Consider the following 23,497-nt stretch of genomic DNA (forward strand, 5'->3'; position numbering starts at 1 on the left):
TCATTGTGATCGGGATGACACCAGTTGGGTATAAAGCGCTTCCAGTCGCTGGGTGAGTGCCGGCCAATGGTAGAGCGTGGTCAACCGGCGGTGGCCCTCACGGCCCAGTGTGTGTCGAAGCGTCGAGTCGTTCAGTAGTAAAAGAATTTTCTCATGTAGGTCCTTTCCATCTAAACGGCCGAGCAGCCCGGCTTCTTTATGACCAATCACCTCTTTTAAGACCGGAAGATCGAGCGCAATTACCGGCTTTTCGAACGACCACGCTTCTAAAAACACCACACCGAGCCCTTCGTGAAGCGACGGAACACACAAAAGGTCGCAGGTCGCAAGCGCCGAGGCCTTGTCGTGCTGGGAGGGCATGGGAATACGTATGAGCCGTGGGTCATCGCTGTGATCGTGTTCGAACTGCACTTGGCCATCCGGACCCATCATCACCACTCGAAGCTCAGGCACGCGCGCCCAAACGGGGCCGAGTGCGTTATGAAGCAAGTGAACGCCTTTTAGCTGATCATGGCGGCCGAGAAACAACAGAACAGGCGCCTCGCCGAGGCCATGGGTTCGGCGAAATTCGTCGGCATCAAAGGTATTTGAAAGTAGGGTCGAGACCGGAATGATATGGGTGCGCTCCGAGGCCGCGCCTTGCTTGATCAGCCAATCGCGCTCGAACGCGGTCAGCCCGATGACCGCGTTGGCGCGGCGATAAAGGCGCTTGAACCGTGGCGTTGTCCAGGCCGATGCCACGCCGACTTCGCCGCACAGCGGCGTGAATACGAACGGAACCTGATGCTTTCGAGCGAGGCTTTCGGCCAGCTCGGCAAGCCCGGTCATGCCGTTGTAGATCACGTGTACTGCATCAGCGCGCTCGATCAGCTGCTCGAGCTGAGGTCTCAACGCCTTTTTGAGGAGGTACGTGTAAAGCGGTCGCACCCAGCGCGTTGTTCCGACAAGGCCCCCGAGCCGGCTCAAGAGCCCACGCGTTTTGCCATGGGCGCGAAGGCGAACCACGGCCGGGCCGTCCTCGTCGATGATGGCTGGGTTCGAATCAGTCACTGCCACTTCCAGCAGGCTGTTGCTGTCCTGGGCGATACAGGCGACCGTTGCCTCGATACGATCACTGTGTTTTAAAAGCTCGCGGGTATGAAGCTCGGCGCCGCCGACCGCCGGCCAATAGCGTGGAATGATGTAGAGAACAGCCAGCTTATCGCTCATTGCTTGAGCCTCGCATCGTGATGGGCCTTGCCGATCAGCATTAGCCCCGGCCAGATGAGGTACGCCAGAATCTCGAGGTTCTCACCGAAGGAGTAAACGACAAGAAGACCCACCATGATCAGTCCGCTGCGGGCGATGTCTGAGTTTGGCGCGTGGAAAAGGAGGTGGAGAAAGCTTATGGCCATGGGGGCGGCCAAGGCGTAGAAGCCGACAATGCCCTTGACGAACAAGAGCCCATACCAGCTGTGATGTGAGCCGATCGGCATGTATTCGACCAGGTGTGGTCCGCGTTCGACGATGCCGTGTCCCCAGGTCGGGTTTTCGGTTTTCCAGCGATGTACCGCGATGCGCCCAAGAGCCGCACGTACGCGGGTCGAATCCGCCCTGGAATTTTTGAAGCCGGTGATGAACGAGTCGATCGCTTCCAGAAGTTGTTCCCCGATGACGCCAAGGCCAAGCGTGGCGCCGCTGGCGGTGAACCAGAGCCCTGGCGTTTTAAGCCGCTGCAGGAAAAACTGGCCACCCACGATCAAGACAATCGCGACCAGCGCCATGCGCGAGCCCGACATCAGAATCATCAAAACACTTCCGAACATGCCGATGGCCTTCCAGCGCTTGTTCTGCTCGATCAGGGCGAACACGAAGTAGATGTTGGCAACAAAGCCCACCGCGGGCGCCCATGGGGTGAAAAGACGCCAGCGGGGCAGGCCGGAACCGGGGTCGATCTCATATAGCGACAGTGCAAAGAACTCCGGACCCGGCCCGCCGATGGCTTTCAGTGGTGAGATGTAGGGGGTTTGAGGCAGGCCCGCGGCCCAGGCGCCGACAAACACCGGCAGCAGCAGGATGGTATAGAGACAGACCTTCATGCAGGCCCGGGCGATCAATTCGATACGAATCGGCAGGCAACCAAGGATCGGAAAGACCGCCAGAAGCGCCCAGCCCTTGGCCCAGCCAATAGAAGACTTGATGGTCTTGCCGGTGCCGAGGTCGTTGATCATGTGCCCCATCAACAGCGCCACCTCCATCACGATCATGCCGATAATCCAGGCCCAGATCGGGAACGGCAGTTTTGGAAAGGTGCGCTCTTTCTTGATGCACAGGAGCACGTAATACCCAAGCAGTGACCACGCAAGCACCGGTGCCAGCACATAAAGACCTCCGATTACATAGATCGGGTAGGTCGCTGTGATCGAGAGCCAGACTATTCGCTCTTCTGGAGTTTGCGGAGATAGGGTTTTCGAATCCATAGCAGCACCATACCGATGGTCGCGAAGAGCGTGGCTCCAACGGCGCCCAGGAGCGTGAGTTTCTTGCCGAGCTTATCGGGCTGCTCTGGCATCAGTGGCGGTGCGAGCATCTGAAGCATCGGGTAGCTGGTGAACGGGTCGATCTTGGCGATGTCCATCTTGGCAAGTGCGGTGGTGTAGACCGCTGTCGCCACCTGCTGTTCGCGCTGAAGGGCTTGAAGCCGCGCTGCTTCCTCGACCGTATCGTTAAGCGTGCGCTCCCGGGCCTGATAGGTGATGCGGTAGTTATCGAGCTCGCTTTTCAAGCCACGATAGGTGATTTCAAACGAAACGATCTGTTGAATAAGGGCCTCTTGCGTGCTCCGGCTGGCGAATCCGCTCAGTGTCTTGAATTCGGCGCGGGTCAGTGACGAGGACAGAAGCTGTCGCGCTCGGGTAAGCATTTCGCGATCAAGCGCGTCGAGCCCGGCCTGGCTGGTCAAGACCTCCGGGTGGCGCGCGCCCCATTTGCCGCGCTGTTCGGCAATGGTTGAGCCAAGCGTTGCGCGCTCCTGCATCAGGGCCTGAAATTCGGCGTCACGGTGTAGCACAAGCGCTTGGCCTGCCTGCGTTGAGCTCACGCCCAGGCGTGCCATCAGGGTGTCGCGCTTGATCTTGGCCGCGTCCAGCTGCGCGTTGGTCTGGTCGATTTTTTCCTTGAGATTGCTAAGCGAGACAAGAAGTGACTGAAACTGGTCGGCGGAGACAATCTTCGATTGGCGTTGGAACTCGAGCAGCTTGCGTTCGGTTTGCTTGAGCGTCTTTTCATAGATATCGACCGACAGGCGCGTTGACTGCTCACGGGTGGCAAATTCGTCCTTTCGCAAAAACGCCAGCACCTCTTGCAGGGACTGATAGTGGGAAATGGCTTTTTGATACGCCTGCTCGGCCGTTGGGGCGGTGATACTGAAGTTCATCAATGCGGTCTGGTCGACCAGCTTGATCTTGAGCGAGGCGAAATCGTCGTAGCTTGATGCGCTTTTTTCAGCGGCCTTTAAAAGCACCGGATCACTGGTTGCGATGGCTTGGTAGTTGACCTTGGGGTCGACCGAGGTATTGCCATAGGGGGAGCTTGATTGAGCACTGGCCTGCCCAATGCTTTCGAGACTGACTGCAAGACCCGCGCCCGTGCCGGGCAGGATCACCACCCAGCGGGTGGTGTAGGCGGTAGGTGCGGTCGACACCAGGGTTATCGCGATCGCCCAGATCGCGCCCCAGATGCTTCCAAGCAAAATGAGATAGGTGGCCAGCCGTTTGGACAGGCGCATGCTGGAGCCATAGGCCACCCACCGCCAGACCCAGGCAAGCAGGCGTCGATGCAGAGTGAATTTAGGCAGACGTAGGCGCATCAGTAGGGGTTCCCTAACCGACTAGAACAGGCTAAACGGCAGAACCAGTTCCGTGATGGTTTTGGCAACATCTCTGAGATTTGTCACCCCCGAGTCGTAGCAGCTGACAGTGTCGCCGGGCATCAGCCATGGGTTGATGCCAGTGTCGTTGGAGTTTCTGACCAGTTCGCCGGCCGAGCGCTCGATGACCACCGGTTTGCCGGTGATCAGGTCAGTACTGATCAACACGATGTGGCGGCCGCCCGAGGTTGCCTGTGTGCCCCCGACACAGTTCGATTTAATCGCAGCCTGCAGAAAGCGTGCGCCATAGGGAAAGCTCATTGCGTCTTCGTTGAGCGCGGAGCCTGCGTTGTGTGAGGCCGGAAGCGTCAGATTCGAGGCATAGATCTTGAGGCCTGGCAGGGTAATGGGCAGCGGACGCATCAGGGCGGGTGAAAAATAGCCGGAACTTTCGATGATCAGGCGATCGCCCGCCTGAAGGTAGGGGTCGATCACCGTGGTGCCATCCAGAAACCCGGAGAGGTCGATGTCGAAGTGAACCTCGTTTCGGATCAAGGTGACCCTGTGGATGTCGGCATCGGGCCTGACGCCGCCGGCGGCGGCAATGGCGTTCGAAAGCCGCCGACCGGAGCCTGCCTCTCCTGAGGCCACAGCCTGACGCTCGCTGCGGTCGATGGCGCTGCGGGCGCTGATGTCGACGCGGCCGGGATTGAAAACCGCCCCTTCGATGCGCACGCTAATCGGTGCCCAGCTGTGAAGCTGAACCGTTACGTAGGCAAGCCCGCGCCTGAAAAGGCCCTCGTCCTCGAGCTTGGCCGCAAGGGTTTTCGATACATCCTCGACGGTACGACCGGTAACCTGGGTTGGTGTAATCCAGGGCATGCGCAGCGTGCCGTCATGATCGATTTCATAAAGCCCATTGAAATGCTCGCCGGCGGCAATCGTGATTTTTACGCGATCACCCGGCGAGAGCTGCTGTCGGTTAAGCTCTTCCAGATAGCCCGGATAGGCCGGGACGGCAGTCAGTGCGTTTGTCCAGTTCTGCTGATTCTGCCAGTAAGCCTCTGGCGATACGCGGCTGTGCGAGATCGGGGTGCATCCGCTGACAATCAACAGGGCCATGCCCATCAAGCCACATGCAACGCGCGCGATCATGAGGCGTACCGGCGATCGTCTGCGCCACTCAGCAGGATCGGCATGACGTACTTGCGATCGAAATAAATGTCGAAATGCTCGAACAGGCGCAGCGACTCAAGGTGTCGCAGCATGTTTTTCGACGGTTCAATCACCTTGAGCGGGCGGTGGGCGATATCGGTGTGCAAAAAAGCCATGACCGACAGGCCGCGGGCATCGATCCGGGTGACCGGATGCACATCGAAATAGAGGTCGGCGCCGTCAGCGAGCGGATAGCTTGCGAAATAGTCCTTGATGAGCACCTTGAACTGGTAAGCGTCCTCCCCGGTAAAGTCCGCCGGGGGGATCAGCAGCATATGGGCTTCATCGAGAGCGAAAATATGGCGCATCGTTACAACCTCATGCTGTTTGATGAGGTAACTAACGGCGCTACAAGGAAATAGTTAAGAAATTCCTTGTGAAGAAAAGCGCTCTATATAAGCGCCAATTAGGCGCTTACGAGATACCGCTTGAGCCTAAGCAGCAGCAGTAGCCCCGGAAGCGCAACCAGCGTGCAGACGATAAAGAAGCCATCCCAGCCGACGCTGTCGGCCAGATAGCCACTGGGGGCGGCGATAACCACGCGAGGCAGGCCCATGACGGATGACAACAGGGCGTATTGGCCGGCCGTGAAGCGCTTGTCGGTCAGCGACGCCATGAACGCCGTGAAGGCGGCAGTTCCCATGCCGGCGGCCACGTTTTCGAAGCTGACTACAGCGGCGAGCCAGTAGAGGTGATGGCCCATGTGATTCAGGAGCACGAATCCGGCGGTCGAGAGCATCTGCAGAATTCCGAAGATCACCAGCGAGCGGTAAATACCCCAGCGCATGATCAAAAGGCCGCCGATAAAGATGCCGCCCAGAAGTGGCCACAACCCGAAGATTTTGACCGTGGCGCCAATTTCGGCATTGGTAAACCCAAGGGCCTTATAGAAGGGGGTGGTCAAATTGCCTGCCACCGAGTCGCCAAGCTTGTACAGCAAAATGAACAGCAACAGACCGAAGGCACCGGGGCGGCTGATGAAGTTGACGATAGGGTCCAGAAAGGTCTGGTGAAACTTGCGTGGCGGCGCCATCTCGACCCGTACCGGCTCCGGTGCCCAGAGCGTGACCAGCATGGCCACGCCAAGAAGGCCGGCCATGAGCAGGTAGGTTTGGGTAAAGCCAATGACATCGGCAAGCATTAGACCGCCGCCGGAGGCGAGCAGCATGCCGACACGATAGCCGTAGACGTAAAACCCTGACCCAAGCCCCAGCTCGTTGTCCGGCAGGTGTTCACGGCGGTAGGCATCGATCACGATGTCCTGAGTGGCGCTCAGGAAGCTGACGCCGAGGGCGACCAGCCCCATGAACAGGGGCGTGATGGCCGGATCAGTCAGTGCCATCACGATCAGCATGCCAACAAGCAGGGCCTGGGTGATCAAAAGCCAGCCGCGTCGTCGTCCGAGAAACGGCAGATGAAAGCGGTCCAACAGCGGCGCCCAGGCGAACTTCAGGGTATACGGCAGCCCGACCAGGGCCAGAAGTCCCACGTTTTCGAGCGACACGCCTGAGTCGGTCATCCAGGCCTGTAGCACACTGCCGGTCAACAGCAGGGGCAACCCGGAGGCAAAGCCCATCAAGAAGGTGATGACGTGACGACGAATCATTGAAAGACGGGAGGTACTGATCACCGTGAGCCTGCTTCCTTACCTGGATATGAACGACCCGTGGCCGCGATGCAGTGCAAAGGTCGCATGGCGATTGCCCCTTCGCAAGGCGTTCGAAACGCGCGGCCTCGAAAAAAGCCGTTGAACGCTGTGAAAGACGGCCAAAAAGCGCATTCAACATCGAAAGGTTACTTGACTCATGCCATCATGTAACAAAGTAAGATGCGCCGTTTTGCACCGCTTTCCTCGAAATGAGGCGCAGAGTTTTTCGTCCAGGGCAGCAAGAAGGTTTTGAATGACCCCAATAGAATCGCATCAAGTCGTCGGGTTTCACTATGTACTGCGCGATGAGCGCCACCGAGTGCTCGATGACTCCTTCAAGCGGGCCAAACCGCTTTATTATCTCCACGGTCATGCCAACATCATGACGGCACTCGAACATGAAATCGACGGGCGAACGCCAGGCGAGACGTTCGAGATCACAATCGATCCTGCAAACGCCTACGGTGAGCGCAACGAAGCGTTGATGCAGTCCGTCAACCGCGCTGCATTCGGCAATGCCGAGTTGGCCCCGGGTATGCGCTTCGAAGCCAACGGGCCAGATGGCGCGCGGACCGTCACGGTGGTCGATATTGATGAAAACGCTGTCACCGTGGATGCCAATCATCCGCTGGCCGGTCGCACGCTCAATTATTACGTCGAACTGCTTGATCAGCGCGAGGCCACTCGCGCCGAGCTTGCCAAGGGCCATCCGCTCGACCCGAGTGTGCAGCCTTCGGAGGTCGAGGATAAGAAGCTCTGAGCTTCTTACCCTTTCAGACGTCAGCGCATGACCCACCAATTGTGATCCCAGGCGCGCATGACGCGCTCTGGGTACCATGTCTGGCCAAGGCTTCCGTTGTAGCGTGCCAGGGCCTGCGTCATGTCGCCGCCGCTTCGTTTGAGGTAGTGCGCTAAAATCGCACAGCCGTAGCGGAGGTTGGTGGCAGGGTCGAGCAAGTCGTCGCCAGGGCGGTCAAACACCGTTTTCCAAAACGGCATGATCTGCATGAGGCCGACAGCGCCGGCCGGCGATACCGCCCTGGGGTCAAAAAGGCTTTCCACCTCGATCACCGACAGCACCAGCTCGGGCGATAGCCCAGCTCGGCTGGATTCCTGAATAATCAGCGTCAAAAAGCCATGGCGAAAGGTGGCATCCGAGAGGTAACGGCTCAACCTGAAATCCATGTCGAGCTGCCAGACACGGGCGTCGAGGTCGGTATCGAAGTAGCTGGTAGAGGCGGTGGGGAGGGCAGCGAGCAGGCTTGATTCGTCGGTCAGTGCAGCCCCTGCCGGGGCTGCACTCAGAAGTGATACGCAGGCGCTTAGGCCGAGGTTAACGGCCCACCGTGTGAAGGTGTTCGATGATCGCGTCTTGCGCCACCATCGTAGCGTCACTGTCTCGTCGTCCCTTGTATTCGTACTCACCCGTTTTAAGCCCTCGATCACCGATGACAATCCGATGTGGCACGCCCAGAAGCTCGAGGTCGGCAAACTTGTTGCCGGGGCGAAGGTCACGATCATCGAGCAGGACATCGAACCCGGCGCTTGTAAGCGTCTGATAAAGCGCTTCCGACGCCTCGCGAACGGCCTCTGACTTGTGCGCATTCATCGGCACCAGCGCGACATCGAACGGTGCGAGCGCCTGCGGCCAGGTAATGCCCTGCTCATCGTGATTCTGCTCGATGGCAGCCGCCACGATGCGTGAGACTCCGATGCCGTAGCAGCCCATGCTCATGGGCACGGCCTGGCCGGTTTCATCGAGCACGGTCGCGCCCATGGCCTCGGAATACTTGCAGCCGAGCTGGAACACATGACCGACCTCGATGCCGCGGGCAATCGACAGTGCGCCGGAGCCGTCCGGGGCCGGGTCACCTGCGACCACGTTGCGAATGTCGGCAACCTCGGGCAGTGGCAGATCTCGCTCCCAGTTGATGTTGACGTAGTGCTTGCCATCCTGGTTCGCGCCGGCCGCAAAATCGCTCATGACTGCCACATCCCGGTCTATAACGGCGGGAAGGTCGAGACCTACAGGGCCGATTGAGCCGAATCCGGCGCCTACTGCGTTTCGAACTTCCTCATCGCTTGCCATGGTCAGCGGCGCTTTCACCTGAGGCAGGTGCTCGGCCTTGACTTCGTTAAGCTCGTGATCACCGCGCACCAAAAGCGCGACGAGGCCGTCTTCGCCATGAACGATCAAGGTCTTGATGGTTTTTTCGATCGCAAGACCGTGCTCGTCGACCAGCGCCTTGATGGTCTTGGCGTTCGGTGTATCGATCAGCGACATCGGCGCCGTCGGCGCAGCACGCTCGGCGGAGGGCGCCTCAGCGGACGCCTTCTCCATGTTGGCTGCGTAGTCTGAGTTGGCCGAAAACACGATGGCGTCTTCGCCGGAATCGGCAATCACATGAAACTCATGGGAGCCTTCACCGCCAATGGAGCCGTTGTCGGCGATCACGGCGCGAAAATCAAGGCCAAGGCGCGTAAAGACGCGCACATAGGCGTCGAACATGCGCTGGTAGGTCTCGGCAAGCGAGGCCTGGTCGAGGTGGAAGGAGTAGGCGTCCTTCATGATGAATTCGCGCGAGCGCATCACGCCAAAGCGCGGACGGATTTCATCGCGAAACTTGGTCTGAATCTGGAAGAAATTGACCGGCAGTTGCTTGTAGGAGCGAAGCTCACGGCGAGCCAGGTCGGTAATGACCTCTTCGTGGGTCGGGCCGATGCAGAATTCACGCGCGTGACGGTCGTGCACCCGTAGAAGCTCCGGGCCGTACTGCTCCCAGCGGCCAGACTCCTGCCACAGCTCACCCGGTTGCACGGCTGGCATCAGTATTTCCTGAGCGCCGGCCTGGGTCATCTCTTCCCGAACGATCGCTTCGACCTTTCGAAGGGTTTTAATCCCAAGGGGCAGCCAGGTGTAAAGGCCGGAGGCGAGCCTGCGAATCATGCCGGCGCGCAGCATCAATTGGTGGCTGATGATCTCGGCGTCGGCCGGCGTCTCTTTAAGCGTTGAAATCAATAGATCGGTGGCGCGCATCGTGCCGCATTCCTTTTTTATAAGGGCAACTGAAGAGGTAGGGGCCGATTGTACGGTCTAACGTGAACTCCGGCAAAGCGCCTGCCGCCTTGCCGGCAATGCCCTCAAGGTGAGGGCGTCTTGAAGTCTGAAAGATTGAGTGTGTGTTCGTGAAATGCGCCGAGGCTGTCCCGGTGAGCGATGCTCACTCGGGTAGTGTCTGGAAGCCGCTCGGCCAGAAGCTCATAGAGCGCGCGCTCGGTGTCCATGTCGAGCGCCGAGGTTGCCTCATCCAGAAACAGCCACTCTGGCGCCTTGAGCAGGGCGCGTGCGAACGCCAGCCGCTGCTGCTCGCCGGGCGAGAGCTGCTGGGCCCAGTGATCGTAATCATCCAGACGCTCGGCAAGTGCATCCAGTCGGCACGCCTTGAGCAGCGCTTTCAGTGCCTGATCGGTTTGATCGGTGGTGCGCTCTGGGTAGATCAAGGCCTCTCTCAAGGTGCCGATCGGCAGATAGGGGCTTTGAGGCAGAAACATCAGTTGCTCACTGCGCTCAATCTGGCCTTCCCACCAGGGCCAGATGCCGGCAAGCGTTCGGAAAAGAACACTCTTGCCGGTGCCGGAGGGGGCAGTGATCAGCGTGTGCTGACCGGGGTCGAGCCGCAGGTGATCAATGTTGATCAGCGACCGGCCATCGGGCAGACCGAGCGTGACGTTATTCAGATCAATGGCGTGTGCGGTGGTGTCGAAGTGCTGTTTTTCCCGCAGATTGGGCGGCGTCAGTTGGGCCATGTTCTCGTTCATGGTGGTCAAGCGATCGACGACCGAGCGCCAGGCGGCAAGCGCTGCGTAGTTATCGACAAACCAGCTCAACGCATCCTGAACGCGCCCAAAGGCGTTGACGACCCGCATCAACCCACCAAGCTGCATGGCACCGCCGAAGTACGCCGGCGCCGCGATCAGAATCGGGAAGATGATGGCTGCCTGGCTGTAGGCCGAGGTGAAGCCCACCAGGTATTTTTGCGTGTTCATGATGCTCATGAAGTTGCGCCAGACCATGGTAAATCGCTGACGCAGAAAGTGCTTTTCTGTCTCTTCACCCCCGTACAGTGCAATGCGCTCCGAATTTTCGCGAAGCCTTGCCATCGAGAAACGAAAGTTGGCCTCATAGCGCTGCTGAGTGAAATTCAAGGAGATCAAGCGGCGGCCGACGTAGTGAGTGATGACGCTGCCGATCACCGCGTATAAAAGCGCGGCCCACAGCATGAAGCCCGGGATGGCGATTTCTGTGTCGCCGAGATTGAACGTCACGGCGGTGGAGAGGTGCCAAAGGATGACAGAGAAGCTTGCGAGCGAGACAAGTGAGCGCAGCAGGCCAAGTGACAGGCTCAAGGTGTTGTCTGTAAACCGGTCGATGTCTTCCGAGATACGCTGATCGGGGTTGTCCGACTCGTCGTGGCGAAGCTCCATCAAATAATAGGTCTTGTTGTCCAGCCAGCGGTCGAAGTAGACGTTGGTCAGCCAGCGACGCCACCGAATCTTGAGCCAGGCCGTGAGGTAGTACTGCAGCACCGCGAAAAAGATATAGATTGAGGCCAGAATCGAAAAGTAGCCGATCAGCGACCAGAACGCCTCGAGATCGAGCTCTTGAAGGGCATTGTAGAACTTGCCGTTCCACTCATTGAGCAGCACCGTGAAATAGACCATCAAGAGCGACATCGAGATGATCGTGATCAATAGCGCCCAGGCCGACCAGCGTTCTTCAGAGGTTGTCCAATAAGGCTTGGTCAGTGCCCAGACCTTGGCCAGAAAGTGGCGATGGCGGGACGTATTCAAGAGTCGAGACAAGAGAGTTCCTTAACACATCGATCGGTGCGCGGTTGTCAGTCGTTCAATCAGGCAGGCTATTAGTCCGGGTTTTGGCGCACGGGTTCCCCTCGGGAAGACTCATCGGTCGGCGATTGCAAGGCATTGATCATGCCTCGAAGCATCGACAGTTCTTTCTTGCTGGGCTGGGCGCGGGTAAATACCGCCCGCAGCCGATCAAACGTTCGAGCATGAGGCTGGTTGTGAAAGCCGGCGTCGTCAAGGCGCTGCTCGAGGTGATGAAAAAACGCCTGCATTTGGGCCTGCGTTGGTTTTTCAGCTTCCCGGGGCGCCTGCAGCCGGTAGTCGCTTTCCGGCAGCTTGCGCCACGCGTTAAAGACTTCATGGGCGCAGATCTGAACGGCTTGCGCCAGATTCAAGACCGGGTAGTCGGGCGCGGTCGGGAGTGTCATTTGATGGGTGCAGCACTGAATCTCGTCATTGGTCAGGCCGAACCGCTCACGACCGAACACCAGCGCGACACTGCCGCTTCTGGCTTCATCGAGCACCTGATGTGCCATATCGTCGGGTTCGCTGAAGTGCGGCAGGGGAAAGCTTCGAAGCCGGGCACTGGCGCCGATCACCATTGTGCAGTCGCTGACGGCGTCTTCCAGGCGCTCGACAACGGTGGCGCACTCCAGAAGGTCGGTAGCGCCAGCGGCCATGGCCGACGCGTTATTGTCTGGAAAGCTTCGTGGGGCGACCAGCGTGAGCTGGTTCAGCCCCATGGTTTTCATGGCTCGAGCGGCCGAACCGATGTTGCCTGGGTGGTAGGTTTGAACCAGTACAATTTTGATATTGGAGAGCATAGCGACTCGATCAAGCGGGGTTGGTGCGCAGGCTAGCGTAAAGCACACTCGCTTAAAAGGCACGGCATAAAAAAGCCCCGCCAGTGGCGGGGCTTGATCGTGCTATGGCGAAGGGGTGGGGCTTACATCATGCCGCCCATGCCACCCATTCCGCCCATGCCACCCATGTCGGCGCCGCCTGAGTCTTTCTCATCAGGGTCGTCTGCGATCATGGCTTCGGTGGTGATCATCAGACCGCCGATGGAGCCTGCAGACTGCAGTGCAGTACGGGTAACCTTGGCCGGATCGAGTACGCCCATGTCGAACAGGTCGCCGTACTCGCCGGTTGCAGCGTTGTAGCCATAGTTGCCGCTGCCGGCCTTGACGTTGTTGACGATGACGGACGCTTCTTCACCGGCGTTGGTGACGATCTGGCGAAGCGGCGATTCCATGGCGCGAAGCGCGATCACGATGCCGTGCGTCTGGTCTTCGTTTTCACCACGAAGGCCTTCGAGGTTGGTCAGCGCGCGAATCAGTGCAGTACCACCACCCGGGACAACGCCTTCTTCGACGGCGGCGCGTGTGGAGTGCAGCGCGTCTTCAACACGTGCTTTCTTCTCTTTCATCTCGACTTCGGTGGCTGCACCGACGCGAATCACGGCAACACCGCCGGCCAGCTTGGCCACACGTTCCTGCAGTTTTTCGCGGTCGTAGTCGGACGAGGTTTCCTCGATCTGAGCGCGGATCTGGCTGACACGTGCTTCGATGTCGGCTTCAACACCAGCGCCATCGATGATGGTGGTGTTTTCCTTGCTCATGGTTACGCGCTTGGCGGTACCGAGGTGATCAAGAGTCGCTTCTTCAAGTGTCATGCCGACTTCTTCGGAGATGACGGTACCGCCGGTCAGGATCGCGATGTCCTGAAGCATGGCCTTGCGGCGATCACCGAAGCCCGGCGCCTTGACGGCTGCAACCTTGACGATGCCACGCATGTTGTTCACGACCAGAGTCGCCAGCGCTTCACCTTCAATGTCTTCAGCAACGATCATGAGCGGCTTGCCGGCCTTGGCAACGGCTTCGAGCGTCGGCAGCAGTTCACGAATGTTGGAAATCTTCTTGTCGACCAGCAGGATGAACGGGTCTTCAAGTTCGACCGCCATGGTTTCCTGGTTGGTGACGAAGTAGGGCGAAAGGTAGCCACGGTCGAACTGCATGCCTTCGACGACTTCGAGCTCGTCTTCGAAACCACGGCCTTCATCGACAGTGATGACGCCTTCCTTGCCAACTTTTTCCATCGCGTCGGCGATGATGCGACCGATGTTGCTGTCGCCGTTGGCAGAAATTGTACCGACCTGAGCAATGGCCTTGTTGTCAGTGCACGGGACGGACAGCTTCTTGACTTCTTCGACGGCGGCGGCGACGGCTTGGTCGATGCCGCGCTTGAGGTCCATCGGATTCATGCCGGCAATGACGCCTTTCAGGCCTTCATTAACGATGGACTGCGCCAGAACAGTTGCTGTCGTGGTGCCGTCACCGGCGGCGTCGGAGGTCTTGGAAGCAACTTCCTTGACCATCTGTGCGCCCATGTTTTCGAACTTGTCTTTCAGCTCGATCTCTTTGGCAACGCTAACGCCGTCCTTTGTGACTGTCGGTGCACCGAAGGATTTCTCGAGTACAACGTTACGGCCTTTCGGGCCCAGTGTCGTCTTGACCGCGTCGGCGAGGGTGTTGACCCCGCGCGCCATGCGTTTGCGAGCGTCGTCAGAGAAACGAATCTGTTTAGCCATGATTAGTTCTGCCTCGAAAAAATGATGTATTTAGTAATGAAGACTGTTTCTTGATCAGCTTTCGAGTACGCCAAGAACGTCGCTTTCGCTCATGATCAATACTTCTTCGCCATCGATGTTTTGTTTTTCGATACCGAAGCCGTCCTTGAAGATCACTGTGTCGCCGACTTTGACGTCCAGCGGGCGCGTGTCACCGTTATCCAGGATGCGGCCATTACCTACAGCGAGGATTTCGCCACGGGTCGGCTTCTCTTTGGCATTACCAGGCAAAACGATGCCACCGGCGGTTTTTTCTTCTTCTTCGACGCGGCGAACTACGACGCGATCGTGCAAGGGACGAATGTTCATTGCTCACGTTCTCCTGATGGTTGCATGAACTCAAACGAGAATGTTCAAGGTTCGGAAGGCCACGGCCTTCGCAGTTTCAAGGACCCCAATTCGTCTTTCTGGGTCGTGACTGCTTAATGTGGTCACCAAGAGAAGTTTCAAGGGGATAAGCCAAAAAAATTATCGACGCGAGTCATCATCCTTGGGCACGTATTCGCCTTCGATGGTGGTGCCGGATTGATCGTTCTGCGCATCGTGGCGCTGGGTGTGATGTGTCGAGCTGTCAAGGGTCTGGCCTGAGGCGGTGGGGCCTGCGCCGTGAACACCCTGACGCTCCCTGAGCTTTCGAGACACCATGGGGCGCATGAACGGCATCAGCATGAAAAGCCCGGCAATGTCGGAGAGCGGCCCTGGTAGAATGAGCAGTACCCCGGCAAACACGTAGGCGGCCACTTGGATGAAGGTGTCGCTCGGTGCGGCCTGGCCTGCCATGACGCTTTCCTGGGCTTCACGAAGCGTTGCCAGTCCTTCACGTCGAATGAGATGCGTGCCAATTGCGAAGGAGCCAATGATCCAGAGTAGGGTCAACAAAAAGCCCAGCTGCTGGCCAAGCATCACAAGAGCTGTGAAATCCAGGATCAGCAACAGGGCGAGAATAAACAGTATGGGCATGAGTGGTCCCCGGTTTCATGATAGAGGGTGAGTCATGATGGCGAGTGTACACAAATGCAAGTGCCCCGACATCGGGGGCACTCTTAATGCGCCGCATGCTACGCCTTTTGGCATAATCGTTGATGCGGCATTGAAATGGGTAAAGGCGGATTCAATTGGAGGAAATGTGCATTCGATCCCGGTTTTTTTCGATCAGGCTCTCGCCGATGCCCTTGACGTCACTTAATCCCTCCAGATGCTCGAAAGGCCCGTTCGCTTCGCGGTAAGCAACGATGGCTTCGGCTTTTTTCTCACCGATGCCCTTGAGTTCCGAAAGCTGCTCAACCGTTGCGGTGTTGATGTCGATCTGAGTATTGGTATCGCTTGCAAAGGCTTGTGTGTGCGCCATCGATAGGGCCGCTGTTGTGATCAGTGCGGCAACGAGTTTTTTCATGAAAGCCTCTCTGAGTCAGAAGGTAATTGAGTTCTTTAATATGAGGTAATGCCGATTCATACTAATGTGAGGCTTTTCTTATCTATCTGTTTTTTTGATGGGTAAAACGTATCCATTTATCGGCTTTGGACCGCTTGGGTTCTAATTTCGTATACTCACGTTTTTCCGATTCGATAGGACCCCTGATGACACCTCTGATCATCGCGCTGGACAAGATGGATTGTGCTCAGGCGCTGGCGCTGGCCGATACACTCGACCCCGCGCAGTGTCGCGTGAAAGTAGGCAAGGAAATTTTCACCCGTGAGGGTCCGGCGGTGATCAATGCCCTGCATGCCAAGGGATTCGAGGTGTTTCTCGATCTCAAGTTTCACGATATCCCCCATACTGTTGCCCAGGCCGTTGAAGCTTCGGCCGATCTGGGCGTCTGGATGGTAAACGTACACGCCCAGGGTGGGCCTGCAATGCTCGAGGCGGCGGCCAGTCGATTGGCTGCGGGCGGCTATTCCACCAAATTGATTGCCGTTACCGTACTGACGAGTATGTCAGAACAGGAGTTGAGCCACATTGGGGTGAGCGGATCCCTGGAAGCGCATGTCACGCGACTGGCCGCCATGAGCTTTAACGCAGGGCTTGATGGGGTCGTGTGCTCGGCGCACGAGGCATCAATGATTCGAAAGGCAACAAGCGATGCGTTTTTGAGAGTGACCCCAGGCATTCGGCCTGCCTTTGCGGCGAAGGACGATCAGTCGCGCATAATGACGCCAAAGCAGGCGCTTGAGGCTGGAAGTACACATTTGGTCATCGGGCGACCGGTAACTCAGGCAGCGGCGCCCCAACACGCGTTGGAGCATATCATTCAGGAACTTAACGAATAAGGCCTGGAGATATTCACGCTTGAACAGGAATTATTCGCCCTCGATGCCTGTAATCGGCAGTATGGCACCCCACTGTCGGCACTGTGGGCACTGCCAGTAGTGCTGACGGGATTTGAACCCGCATTCGCCGCACTGAAAACTCGGGCGCAGTTTGAGAAGGTGCTCGGTATGCTGTTTCAACAAATCGAGCTGCTGCTCGAGCGCGTCGGTGGCGCCGCCACCTTCAAGGTACAGTGCAAGCAGATAGTCGACGCCCTTTAGGCTTGGAGAACGCTTGAGCTGTTGGCTCAATAGCTCTGCCGCCCTGGCCGGGCCATCTTCGGTGCGGGTGCGCTCGGCAAGTGCGATCAGTGCGGAGCTGTTGGGGTGGTGGTGCAAGAGGGCGTTCAGGTACTGAACCAGGCCATCATGATCATCGAGCGCGTTATACGTACCGACAATGCGTGGAAGCGTCAGGCCTACGATATGGCTGTCCTGGGTATGCATGCGCTTCAAGTATTTAAGCTCATCCTCGTAGCGCGCATTGATGTGCTCGATGTCGGCCAGTAGCCAGTTGGCTCTCAAGCAGTTCGCATCGATCGATAGTGCCTGTCTTAGCTGCTTTCGCGCTTGGGGAAGCTGACCATGATCGATGCTTTTCTGAGCAAGCTCGCACTGCCAATAGGATGCGTCTCGTCGAAGCTTTTTATCCTGTTTGAGCAGGGGTTGGGCGGTATCAAGGGCTTCGTGCCATTCCCGCTCACGCTCGAAAATATCGATCAGAAGTCGTCGAGAGGCCTGTGTGACATCCGTGAACGTATCGGTTTTAAGAAGCGAGACCAGCAGACGCTCCGAGCGGTCCAATACACCGAGTCGAAAGAAGTCCCGTGCCAGTTCAAGTTGAACCTGCGCACTTTGATGGTCTGAAAGCGCGGGCCTGGCCAGAAGGTTCTGGTGGATCTTGGCTGCGCGGTCAGCCTCGCCGCGAAGGCGAAAGACATTGCCGAGTGCGATATGCGTATCGATCGTGTCGCTGTTGACTTCGAGTGCGTGCGAGAAGGTTTCGATGGCCTTGTCGGGCTGCTCGTTAAGCAGGTAGTTCAGCCCGACGAAATAGTCCTTGGAAAGTGTCCTGGTGTCAGATGCAGTGCGTGGCGTCGATCGTTTGATGCGACCCAGTGCCCAGCCGATGGCAAGCGCAGCGACCAGCAGTAAGAACGTACCCGCATCGAACATGGTCAGGAGGCTTCCTTGAGCTCCCGGGTTCTGAGCTGATCGAGTTCTTTCTGTTGGGTTCGCTGGTCATGGCGTGCACGTACAAGCGCTGTTCTAAGTCGCAAATACATCCCTGTCATTGCAAGCATGCCAAGCAGAACGCCGACAACCAGCGTGGAGAGCAACCAAAGTGAAAGCGAAGCCGGGGGAAGTTTGGCCCAGATAATATCGAGCGGGATCGCTGCCTGGTTTCTAACGGCGAACAGGATTCCGAAAATCAAGACAATCAGTGCAATGATTGCGAGGATGACGCCTTTTATCCAGCGCATGAGTGGTCCTTTATCATAGTGTGCACGCGCAAATAGGCGCGGGGAAGCGGTCAGTATCCGAGCGAGCGGCTGGCATCAACCTGCTCTCGAAGCTCTTTTCCCGGTTTAAAGTGAGGTACGTATTTCCCGGTCAGTGGCACCGGATCACCGGTCTTGGGGTTGCGTCCTACGCGAGGCTCTCGGTAGTGCAGTGAAAAACTGCCGAAACCCCGGATTTCGACACGACCGCCTTCGGCGAGCTCGTCGGTAATATCATCAAGAATCAATCGCACGGCTGACTCAACATCTCTTAACGAGAGAGAGGTCTGCCTACCGGCAATCTGTTCGATCAGCTCGGATTTGGTCATCGCGTCCACTCCGTAGTCGCTTCCTTGGCTGGGCACATTTTTATTGTGTCGAAAGCATAGCGGCTAACCGCCTTCAAAACAACGAATTAGCTTTGGAAGGTTATCCATAATCGTGCATGCTTTTCAAGCTCATGTCGTGATTGGGTGCATGACGGTATACTGACTTAAATTCAATGTATGGCTTTTGAGGACGATGAACATGGAAGACGCGCAGCGCAAACGGCTTTACTGGCATTCCCGCCGCGGCATGTGGGAGCTTGATCTCATGTTGGTACCGTTTCTTGAACGCCGTTTCGATACACTCGATGACGCTGACCAGCAGGCGTATGTTGCGCTGTTGGCCGAGGAAGATCAGGACTTGTTCATGTGGCTGATGCGTCGCGAGCAACCCGAAGACGCATCGCTTCGCCAAATCGTGGGGCTGATTATCGATGACGCAGAAAACGCTAGCACCAGTCAGGTTCGTCCCTTCTAGACACGCGCTCCTGTTCGCGCTAGTGGTCACGGCATTGGCAACCTTGTTTCTGACCTATTTCTCGCCCGTAGCAGGGTTCATTCTGGGGCCGTGTATGGCCTTGGTTGCAGCGCACGAGGCTCGCCGGTATCCACCGCCACTGTCGTACGTTAAGGATGCGCGATGGCAGCAGATGGATGAGCGGGCCGAGTGGTTACCCGCGCGCGTACAGGTCGTATATCTGGGGCGTGTTCTGATCGGGCTCAAGGTCGAGCGGCGCCTTTACTGGGTGTTTCCGGATAGCGCCGAGCCTCACGCGCTTTGGCATTTTCGGCGCCTGTGTTCGGCAGAGTTTCAGCGCTGATCATCCCGCTCGGGCAAGGGGAGGGGTTTTTCCTCGCTCAGGAGATAATGGCGTTTGGCGCGCCTTTGAAGCCGCTGGCTGGGAAGGCGCTGCATATTGGATAAGAACGTGATCATCGCGTTTGTCTGGCGTCCAAGTTCACGGTTCAGCCATAAATAGCCCGCCGGGCTGAACAAGGGGCGGCCCGATTGGCTGCGTGCCCCCATGGCTCGTTCGGCGTGAGTGTCGAGGCTGAACGCTTTTGCACGCAGGTCGATGTTCTGGCCGGTTTTGACCTGATAAGCCAGCGTACTTAGTGACGTTGTAAGCAGATACTGCTCCTCACGAAGTCCTTCCAGATGCTCGATGATGTCGTGACCGTCACGGGTTGCCCAATGTGTTTCGAGCAGCAGTTCAACCGTTGAGATCATTCGGCGCTCAAGCGAGAGAGTCTCGCTCAACGCCCCGCGTTTCAATCGCCCCTCTTGGTGAACGGCATCGATCAGTCCGCGCTGTTTGACCAACTGTGAGGTGATCTTTTTGAGCATGTACTGCACGTCATCGTCGTCGTAACGCTTGTCATTGGTATGGGCGTGATAAAGACGAGACAGCTTGTCGAGGTTGTCGGCGATAAGAAAGCGCATCTGATCGGTTGCTTTCTGAGGTAGAAATACCGCCGTGACCGTGATGCCAATCACGGTGCCGATCAAGACATTGAACGAACGCCATAGGGCAATGGCAATGTCGTGATTGCCGTCACCGACCACCATGACCAATGTGATACCGAAAATAAGTGAACTGTATCCGAAGCGACTACTGAAGGTTGCATGGATCGCCAGGGCAATGGCGGCGAGGGTGGCCGCTGGAATCAAGAGTGGGGGCGGTGAGGGAATGCACAGCAATAAAAGCCCGAGCACCGCACCCAGCAGGGTGCCAAGCAGGCGCTGAGCGCCTTTATCGAGGACGCCGCCAATATGGGGTAGATTGCCCATGACCATGAGGGTGCTGACCAGGGCCCAGGCACTGTGGGGTAGAGCAAAAACCGTAATGACGGTGTAGGTCAGGGCAAGAGCCAGCGACGAGCGCAGTACGTGGATCTGCTTTCGGTGCCGATGGATTCGATACGGATCGAGAAAACGAAACATGCTAGTGCGCCTTTAAAAAACGCAGTGACACCCTATCCAGAATGGCGCGTTCACCATAGGGCCAGGCGAGGTTGCGTGGGCCGTGCCCGACCGGAAGCCCTGCGACAAGCTTAATGTCGTGGGCGTCGAGGTGTTCTTGGGTCATGGCGATAATAGCGTCTGTCTCCCCGCAGCCAATAAATTCGCCCAGCCCAACGGCGCTGACGCTACCTTTCGGAAGACTCTCGAGTAACTGACACAGGCTCCGCTCGAGTCGATACAGTGGCTCGCCGACATCCTCGAGAATCAGGATGGCCCCGGGTGGTGGTGAGGGCGCGTATGGCGTGCCGCAAAGACTGGCAAGAACCGTTAGATTGCCCCCAATCACCGCGCCTTCGACAGGCGTATCGATACTCACTGGCGTGACGTCAAACACAGGCCATGTGCCAGCCAAAAGTGCGGTGACCGAGTTTAGAGAGCGTTGGCGCTCGATCTGTTCGGCGCTCGTTTCACCCTCGATTGCCCATTCGGTCAGAACCGGCCCGTGAATGCCCGGTAACCCCTGGCGGCGGGCGTATTCAAGCCAGGCAGTCAAGTCCGAATAACCGATCAGCGGCTTTGCATGAGAGAGCTCTTTCCAGTCAAACGACTCGAGGAGCTGAGCGCAGCCATAGCCACCGCGAAGCGCCCACAGGGCGTCGATGTCCGGGCTCTTGTATGCGTGATGCAAGTCCGATAGCCGTTCAGTGACTGTGCCGGCCATCGCGCGATGTTTTTGTCTTACATGTTCGCCGAGCCAGAAGTTGCAATGGCGTTCCTCGAGCGCCTTAACGCAGCGGTCAAGTCGTGCCGGTGATAGTGTGCCGGAAGGGGCGACCAGGCCAATATGTGTGGCGTCGGGCCAGTCGATTCCAAAATCAGGCAAGGAAGGTTCAAGGGGCAAAGCAGTGCCTTATGCGGAAAGGGCCCGCAATTAACATTGATGGCCAACTATAAAGAGCGTCCACGCCCGGGCGCAAACGCCATGTCATCAATGCGTCACTAAACGATCACTAAAACATCATTTCAAGAAATTGTTTCGTAAGGATTTTCCCCATAGATTCAATAAAGCGTTACGGAGTTGATCTGGACGCTCGGACTAAGGGGAAACTCATGGCAATCTGCTTGATCGATACACACCGCCGACACGATGGTTTGATTCAACTCTCATGTCGCAGCTGTGACGGCCGAGTCGAATCTCATTTCGACTGGAGTCACTTTTTCAAGTTCGCAACCGCCCCGCTCGAGCATGGTGGACGATATGTGCTGTGCAAGAAGTGCACGTCTAGCGCCGTCATGAAGGATTCGTGGGTGGCGGCCTCACATGGAAGTGATTCGGTATCCGATGTGGAGAGGGTTGGCCTTCGATAATCTAGAAAGCGCCTTGCCTATTTTGGTGGCTTTATTATCGAAAGGTATGTGTGGTCAAGTGCGCCCACTGCACTTTATGCGCAGTTTGACAGCGAGGCCTCGTATCTACATTCACACCATAAAGCGATAAACAGGCTGAGCGGTTCTCGCTTTTTCCGAACATAACTTCGGTTTATCTCCCTCACAATGACTGCGATCAAGGAGCATCGGTTTTTCGATGTTTTCCCGCGTTTAAAGGCAGGTTAAAGAGAGAGCATAAGCGCCATGAACGAGTCACGTGATGCTGTCGAGCTCAATCAGCGCGTTGGTCAGACGTTTCAGAGTGTCAGGGGGCATGAGTGGCATGGTAAACATCGCTCGCGCCTGTTCTGGAAAAGTAGGCAGCGATGCAGGCGCATTGTCCGTAACTTGAAACGGAAACTGGTGCGGGCGCTTTGCAGTAGCCTCGGCCTTGATGAAAACGATCTGCCCTGACTCGATTCATCTACCTGGCAAACCCGGCACCCGATGATGCGCCATGTTCGCTTAGCTGCCTATAACTGAAGTAACCAGCCAACCGGTGTAGATGACAAAGGTTGTCAACAGCACACCCCCTTCGACACGATTGATCCTCCCCGGTCGCCGAACTCCCAGGCCCATGATGAGCAGGGCGACGGTCAAGGCCATCATGATGCTCCAATCCCTTGCGACCACTTCGGGGGCCAATGCCTGCATGGGGGATATGGCGCCTGCGATGCCGATAACCGCCAGAATGTTGAAAAGGTTCGAGCCTACAACATTGCCGATAGCGAGGCTGCTTTCGCCCTTGCGTGCGGCAATGATCGACGCGGCAAGTTCAGGCAGGGATGTGCCGATCGCCACGACGGTCAGCCCGATGATCAGGTCACTGATGCCAAGGCTTTGAGCGATCAAGACCGCGCCCCATACCAACAGTCGAGAGCTCACGATCAAAAGCACCAGCCCAATGATCAGCCAGGTGATTGCCCGCCCAAGCGAGGACGTCTTTTCGGTGTGAGCTGCGGAATCGGACGCTAGTGAATCCGTGGTCGTGCGCGTCTTGAGAGCGGTCCTTATCGACCAGCCAATCAGTGCGACAAGTGCCAGAAGCAAAATGAATGCCTCTGTACGGCCGAGCGCGTGATCCCAAAGCAATAGCCCGGCCAGAGCGCTTGCGCCTAAAAGCAGCGGCAGCTCTCTGCGTACGATGGCGGAGTCGACCGCGATGGGTGCGATAAGCGCCGTGAGTCCAAGAATTAGGCCGATATTGGCAATATTCGAACCGAGCGCATTACCCAGGGCAAGCCCCGGGTTGCCATCGATCGCGGCTGATGCTGAAACGACCATTTCCGGGGCGGATGTACCAAAGCCGATGACCACCATGCCAATCAAAAGTGGCGGCATGCCAGCATGACGCGCGGTTGCCGCGGCGCCGTCCACAAAACGGTCGGCACTCCAGATCAGTAGGATCAGACCGCCGATAACGGCCAATACCGCAAGCAACATAATCGCTCCTAAGCTCTATCGTATTGAGTTGAATGCAGGGTAGCGAGGAATCGAGCGATTCGCACCCTTGAAGGGCGGTATCATGGTTGGTTGTTAGAGAGCGGTTGTGCGTCGGGAGCAGTGGGTGAGAACGCGTGGCTTCATCGAATGCTCGCGGTATTAAACAGTTATTGGCTTGGTGCGATTCAAGGGTCAATACGGTGATTACTCATTGACGAGCTTGGCGCCGATTTTTTCGTTTTTAATCGATCAAGTGGGCTACACGGATTGGTGGTCAGAAAGTGCTGAACTGTCGATTTAAACGCGTTGGATCGCAATAA

General features: G+C 57.3%; 25 protein-coding genes. 5 read left to right on the forward strand and 20 right to left on the reverse strand.

Features of this window, described 5'->3' with window-relative positions:
- The 6 genes from NAT49_RS01395 to NAT49_RS01420 form a co-directional block, all read right to left on the reverse strand.
- Complete coding sequence (locus tag NAT49_RS01395; RefSeq protein WP_251589770.1) at nucleotides 1-1,209, reverse strand: glycosyltransferase family 4 protein; 1,209 nt, start codon at nucleotides 1,207-1,209, stop codon at nucleotides 1-3.
- Entirely contained in the window at nucleotides 1,206-2,459 is a 1,254-nt protein-coding gene (locus NAT49_RS01400) for an O-antigen ligase domain-containing protein (RefSeq protein WP_251589773.1), read from the reverse strand. The genes NAT49_RS01395 and NAT49_RS01400 overlap by 4 nt, the downstream gene beginning before the upstream one ends.
- A complete protein-coding gene (locus tag NAT49_RS01405) occupies nucleotides 2,414-3,847 on the reverse strand; it encodes a GumC family protein (protein WP_251589775.1) in 1,434 nt (477 codons plus the stop codon). Before NAT49_RS01405 ends, NAT49_RS01400 begins: the two co-directional genes overlap by 46 nt.
- A gap of 21 nt (nucleotides 3,848-3,868) precedes the next feature.
- Complete coding sequence (locus NAT49_RS01410) at nucleotides 3,869-5,002, reverse strand: polysaccharide biosynthesis/export family protein (RefSeq protein WP_251589776.1); 1,134 nt, start codon at nucleotides 5,000-5,002, stop codon at nucleotides 3,869-3,871.
- The gene (locus NAT49_RS01415; RefSeq protein ID WP_251589779.1) at nucleotides 4,999-5,370 is read right to left on the reverse strand and encodes an STAS domain-containing protein; all 372 of its coding nucleotides are present in this window, start codon (nucleotides 5,368-5,370) and stop codon (nucleotides 4,999-5,001) included. The genes NAT49_RS01410 and NAT49_RS01415 overlap by 4 nt, the downstream gene beginning before the upstream one ends.
- A 98-nt stretch (nucleotides 5,371-5,468) precedes the next feature.
- On the reverse strand, nucleotides 5,469-6,692 hold the full coding sequence (locus NAT49_RS01420; protein WP_251589781.1) for an AmpG family muropeptide MFS transporter: 1,224 nt from the start codon (nucleotides 6,690-6,692) through the stop codon (nucleotides 5,469-5,471).
- Nucleotides 6,693-6,963: 271 nt separating this feature from the next.
- Between NAT49_RS01420 and NAT49_RS01425 the strand changes: the two genes are divergently transcribed.
- On the forward strand, nucleotides 6,964-7,470 hold the full coding sequence (locus NAT49_RS01425) for an FKBP-type peptidyl-prolyl cis-trans isomerase (RefSeq protein WP_251589783.1): 507 nt from the start codon (nucleotides 6,964-6,966) through the stop codon (nucleotides 7,468-7,470).
- Between the two features lie 20 nt (nucleotides 7,471-7,490).
- Here NAT49_RS01425 and NAT49_RS01430 read toward each other — a convergent pair whose 3' ends face one another.
- The 8 genes from NAT49_RS01430 to NAT49_RS01465 all read right to left on the reverse strand — a co-directional run bounded on the left by NAT49_RS01430 (nucleotide 7,491) and on the right by NAT49_RS01465 (nucleotide 15,598).
- Complete coding sequence (locus NAT49_RS01430) at nucleotides 7,491-8,105, reverse strand: lytic transglycosylase domain-containing protein (protein ID WP_251589785.1); 615 nt, start codon at nucleotides 8,103-8,105, stop codon at nucleotides 7,491-7,493.
- Nucleotides 8,044-9,747, reverse strand: a complete 1,704-nt coding sequence (locus NAT49_RS01435; RefSeq protein ID WP_251589787.1) for a proline--tRNA ligase — start codon at nucleotides 9,745-9,747, stop codon at nucleotides 8,044-8,046. The genes NAT49_RS01430 and NAT49_RS01435 overlap by 62 nt, the downstream gene beginning before the upstream one ends.
- 104 nt (nucleotides 9,748-9,851) lie before the next feature.
- Nucleotides 9,852-11,573, reverse strand: a complete 1,722-nt coding sequence (locus NAT49_RS01440; protein WP_251589789.1) for an ABC transporter ATP-binding protein/permease — start codon at nucleotides 11,571-11,573, stop codon at nucleotides 9,852-9,854.
- Nucleotides 11,574-11,632: 59 nt separating this feature from the next.
- Nucleotides 11,633-12,400, reverse strand: a complete 768-nt coding sequence (locus NAT49_RS01445) for an RNA methyltransferase (RefSeq protein ID WP_251589791.1) — start codon at nucleotides 12,398-12,400, stop codon at nucleotides 11,633-11,635.
- A gap of 122 nt (nucleotides 12,401-12,522) precedes the next feature.
- A complete protein-coding gene (groL, locus tag NAT49_RS01450) occupies nucleotides 12,523-14,169 on the reverse strand; it encodes a chaperonin GroEL (protein WP_309619142.1) in 1,647 nt (548 codons plus the stop codon).
- 51 nt (nucleotides 14,170-14,220) lie between these two features.
- Entirely contained in the window at nucleotides 14,221-14,514 is a 294-nt protein-coding gene (locus NAT49_RS01455) for a co-chaperone GroES (protein WP_251589793.1), read from the reverse strand.
- A 159-nt stretch (nucleotides 14,515-14,673) separates the two neighbouring features.
- Nucleotides 14,674-15,165, reverse strand: coding sequence for an FxsA family protein (locus NAT49_RS01460; RefSeq protein WP_251589794.1), 492 nt, complete (start codon nucleotides 15,163-15,165; stop codon nucleotides 14,674-14,676).
- Between the two features lie 151 nt (nucleotides 15,166-15,316).
- Nucleotides 15,317-15,598, reverse strand: a complete 282-nt coding sequence (locus tag NAT49_RS01465) for a ComEA family DNA-binding protein (RefSeq protein ID WP_309619138.1) — start codon at nucleotides 15,596-15,598, stop codon at nucleotides 15,317-15,319.
- A gap of 185 nt (nucleotides 15,599-15,783) precedes the next feature.
- On the opposite strand from NAT49_RS01465, the gene pyrF reads away from it, so the two are divergent.
- Nucleotides 15,784-16,473: an orotidine-5'-phosphate decarboxylase gene (pyrF, locus tag NAT49_RS01470; RefSeq protein ID WP_251589795.1), complete on the forward strand. Its 690-nt coding sequence runs from the start codon at nucleotides 15,784-15,786 to the stop codon at nucleotides 16,471-16,473.
- Between the two features lie 30 nt (nucleotides 16,474-16,503).
- Here the strand turns inward: pyrF and lapB are convergent, their stop codons facing one another.
- The 3 genes from lapB to NAT49_RS01485 are packed head-to-tail and all read right to left on the reverse strand — an operon-like array spanning nucleotide 16,504 to nucleotide 18,343.
- Nucleotides 16,504-17,688, reverse strand: coding sequence for a lipopolysaccharide assembly protein LapB (gene lapB, locus NAT49_RS01475; RefSeq protein ID WP_251589796.1), 1,185 nt, complete (start codon nucleotides 17,686-17,688; stop codon nucleotides 16,504-16,506).
- Nucleotides 17,689-17,690: 2 nt separating this feature from the next.
- Nucleotides 17,691-17,996: a lipopolysaccharide assembly protein LapA domain-containing protein gene (locus NAT49_RS01480; protein ID WP_251589797.1), complete on the reverse strand. Its 306-nt coding sequence runs from the start codon at nucleotides 17,994-17,996 to the stop codon at nucleotides 17,691-17,693.
- A gap of 50 nt (nucleotides 17,997-18,046) precedes the next feature.
- Nucleotides 18,047-18,343: an integration host factor subunit beta gene (locus tag NAT49_RS01485; protein WP_251589798.1), complete on the reverse strand. Its 297-nt coding sequence runs from the start codon at nucleotides 18,341-18,343 to the stop codon at nucleotides 18,047-18,049.
- A 199-nt stretch (nucleotides 18,344-18,542) separates the two neighbouring features.
- Here NAT49_RS01485 and NAT49_RS01490 point away from each other — a divergent pair, with 199 nt between their 5' ends.
- Together NAT49_RS01490 and NAT49_RS01495 are read left to right on the forward strand one after the other, a co-directional pair.
- On the forward strand, nucleotides 18,543-18,818 hold the full coding sequence (locus NAT49_RS01490) for an FAD assembly factor SdhE (protein ID WP_374708795.1): 276 nt from the start codon (nucleotides 18,543-18,545) through the stop codon (nucleotides 18,816-18,818).
- A gap of 94 nt (nucleotides 18,819-18,912) precedes the next feature.
- Nucleotides 18,913-19,161: a hypothetical protein gene (locus tag NAT49_RS01495; protein WP_251589802.1), complete on the forward strand. Its 249-nt coding sequence runs from the start codon at nucleotides 18,913-18,915 to the stop codon at nucleotides 19,159-19,161.
- On the opposite strand, the gene NAT49_RS01500 is transcribed toward NAT49_RS01495, so the two are convergent.
- The gene (locus tag NAT49_RS01500) at nucleotides 19,152-20,285 is read right to left on the reverse strand and encodes an FUSC family protein (protein ID WP_251589804.1); all 1,134 of its coding nucleotides are present in this window, start codon (nucleotides 20,283-20,285) and stop codon (nucleotides 19,152-19,154) included. The genes NAT49_RS01495 and NAT49_RS01500 overlap by 10 nt on opposite strands.
- A gap of 1 nt (nucleotide 20,286) precedes the next feature.
- A complete protein-coding gene (locus NAT49_RS01505) occupies nucleotides 20,287-21,207 on the reverse strand; it encodes a S66 peptidase family protein (protein WP_349773774.1) in 921 nt (306 codons plus the stop codon).
- A gap of 731 nt (nucleotides 21,208-21,938) precedes the next feature.
- Between NAT49_RS01505 and NAT49_RS01510 the strand changes: the two genes are divergently transcribed.
- Nucleotides 21,939-22,148, forward strand: coding sequence for a hypothetical protein (locus tag NAT49_RS01510; RefSeq protein WP_251589808.1), 210 nt, complete (start codon nucleotides 21,939-21,941; stop codon nucleotides 22,146-22,148).
- A gap of 51 nt (nucleotides 22,149-22,199) precedes the next feature.
- On the opposite strand, the gene NAT49_RS01515 is transcribed toward NAT49_RS01510, so the two are convergent.
- Nucleotides 22,200-23,177, reverse strand: a complete 978-nt coding sequence (locus tag NAT49_RS01515) for a calcium/sodium antiporter (protein WP_251589810.1) — start codon at nucleotides 23,175-23,177, stop codon at nucleotides 22,200-22,202.
- Between the last annotated feature and the right edge of the window lie 320 nt (nucleotides 23,178-23,497).

This window comes from Larsenimonas suaedae, assembly GCF_023712105.1.
GTDB lineage: Bacteria > Pseudomonadota > Gammaproteobacteria > Pseudomonadales > Halomonadaceae > Larsenimonas > Larsenimonas suaedae.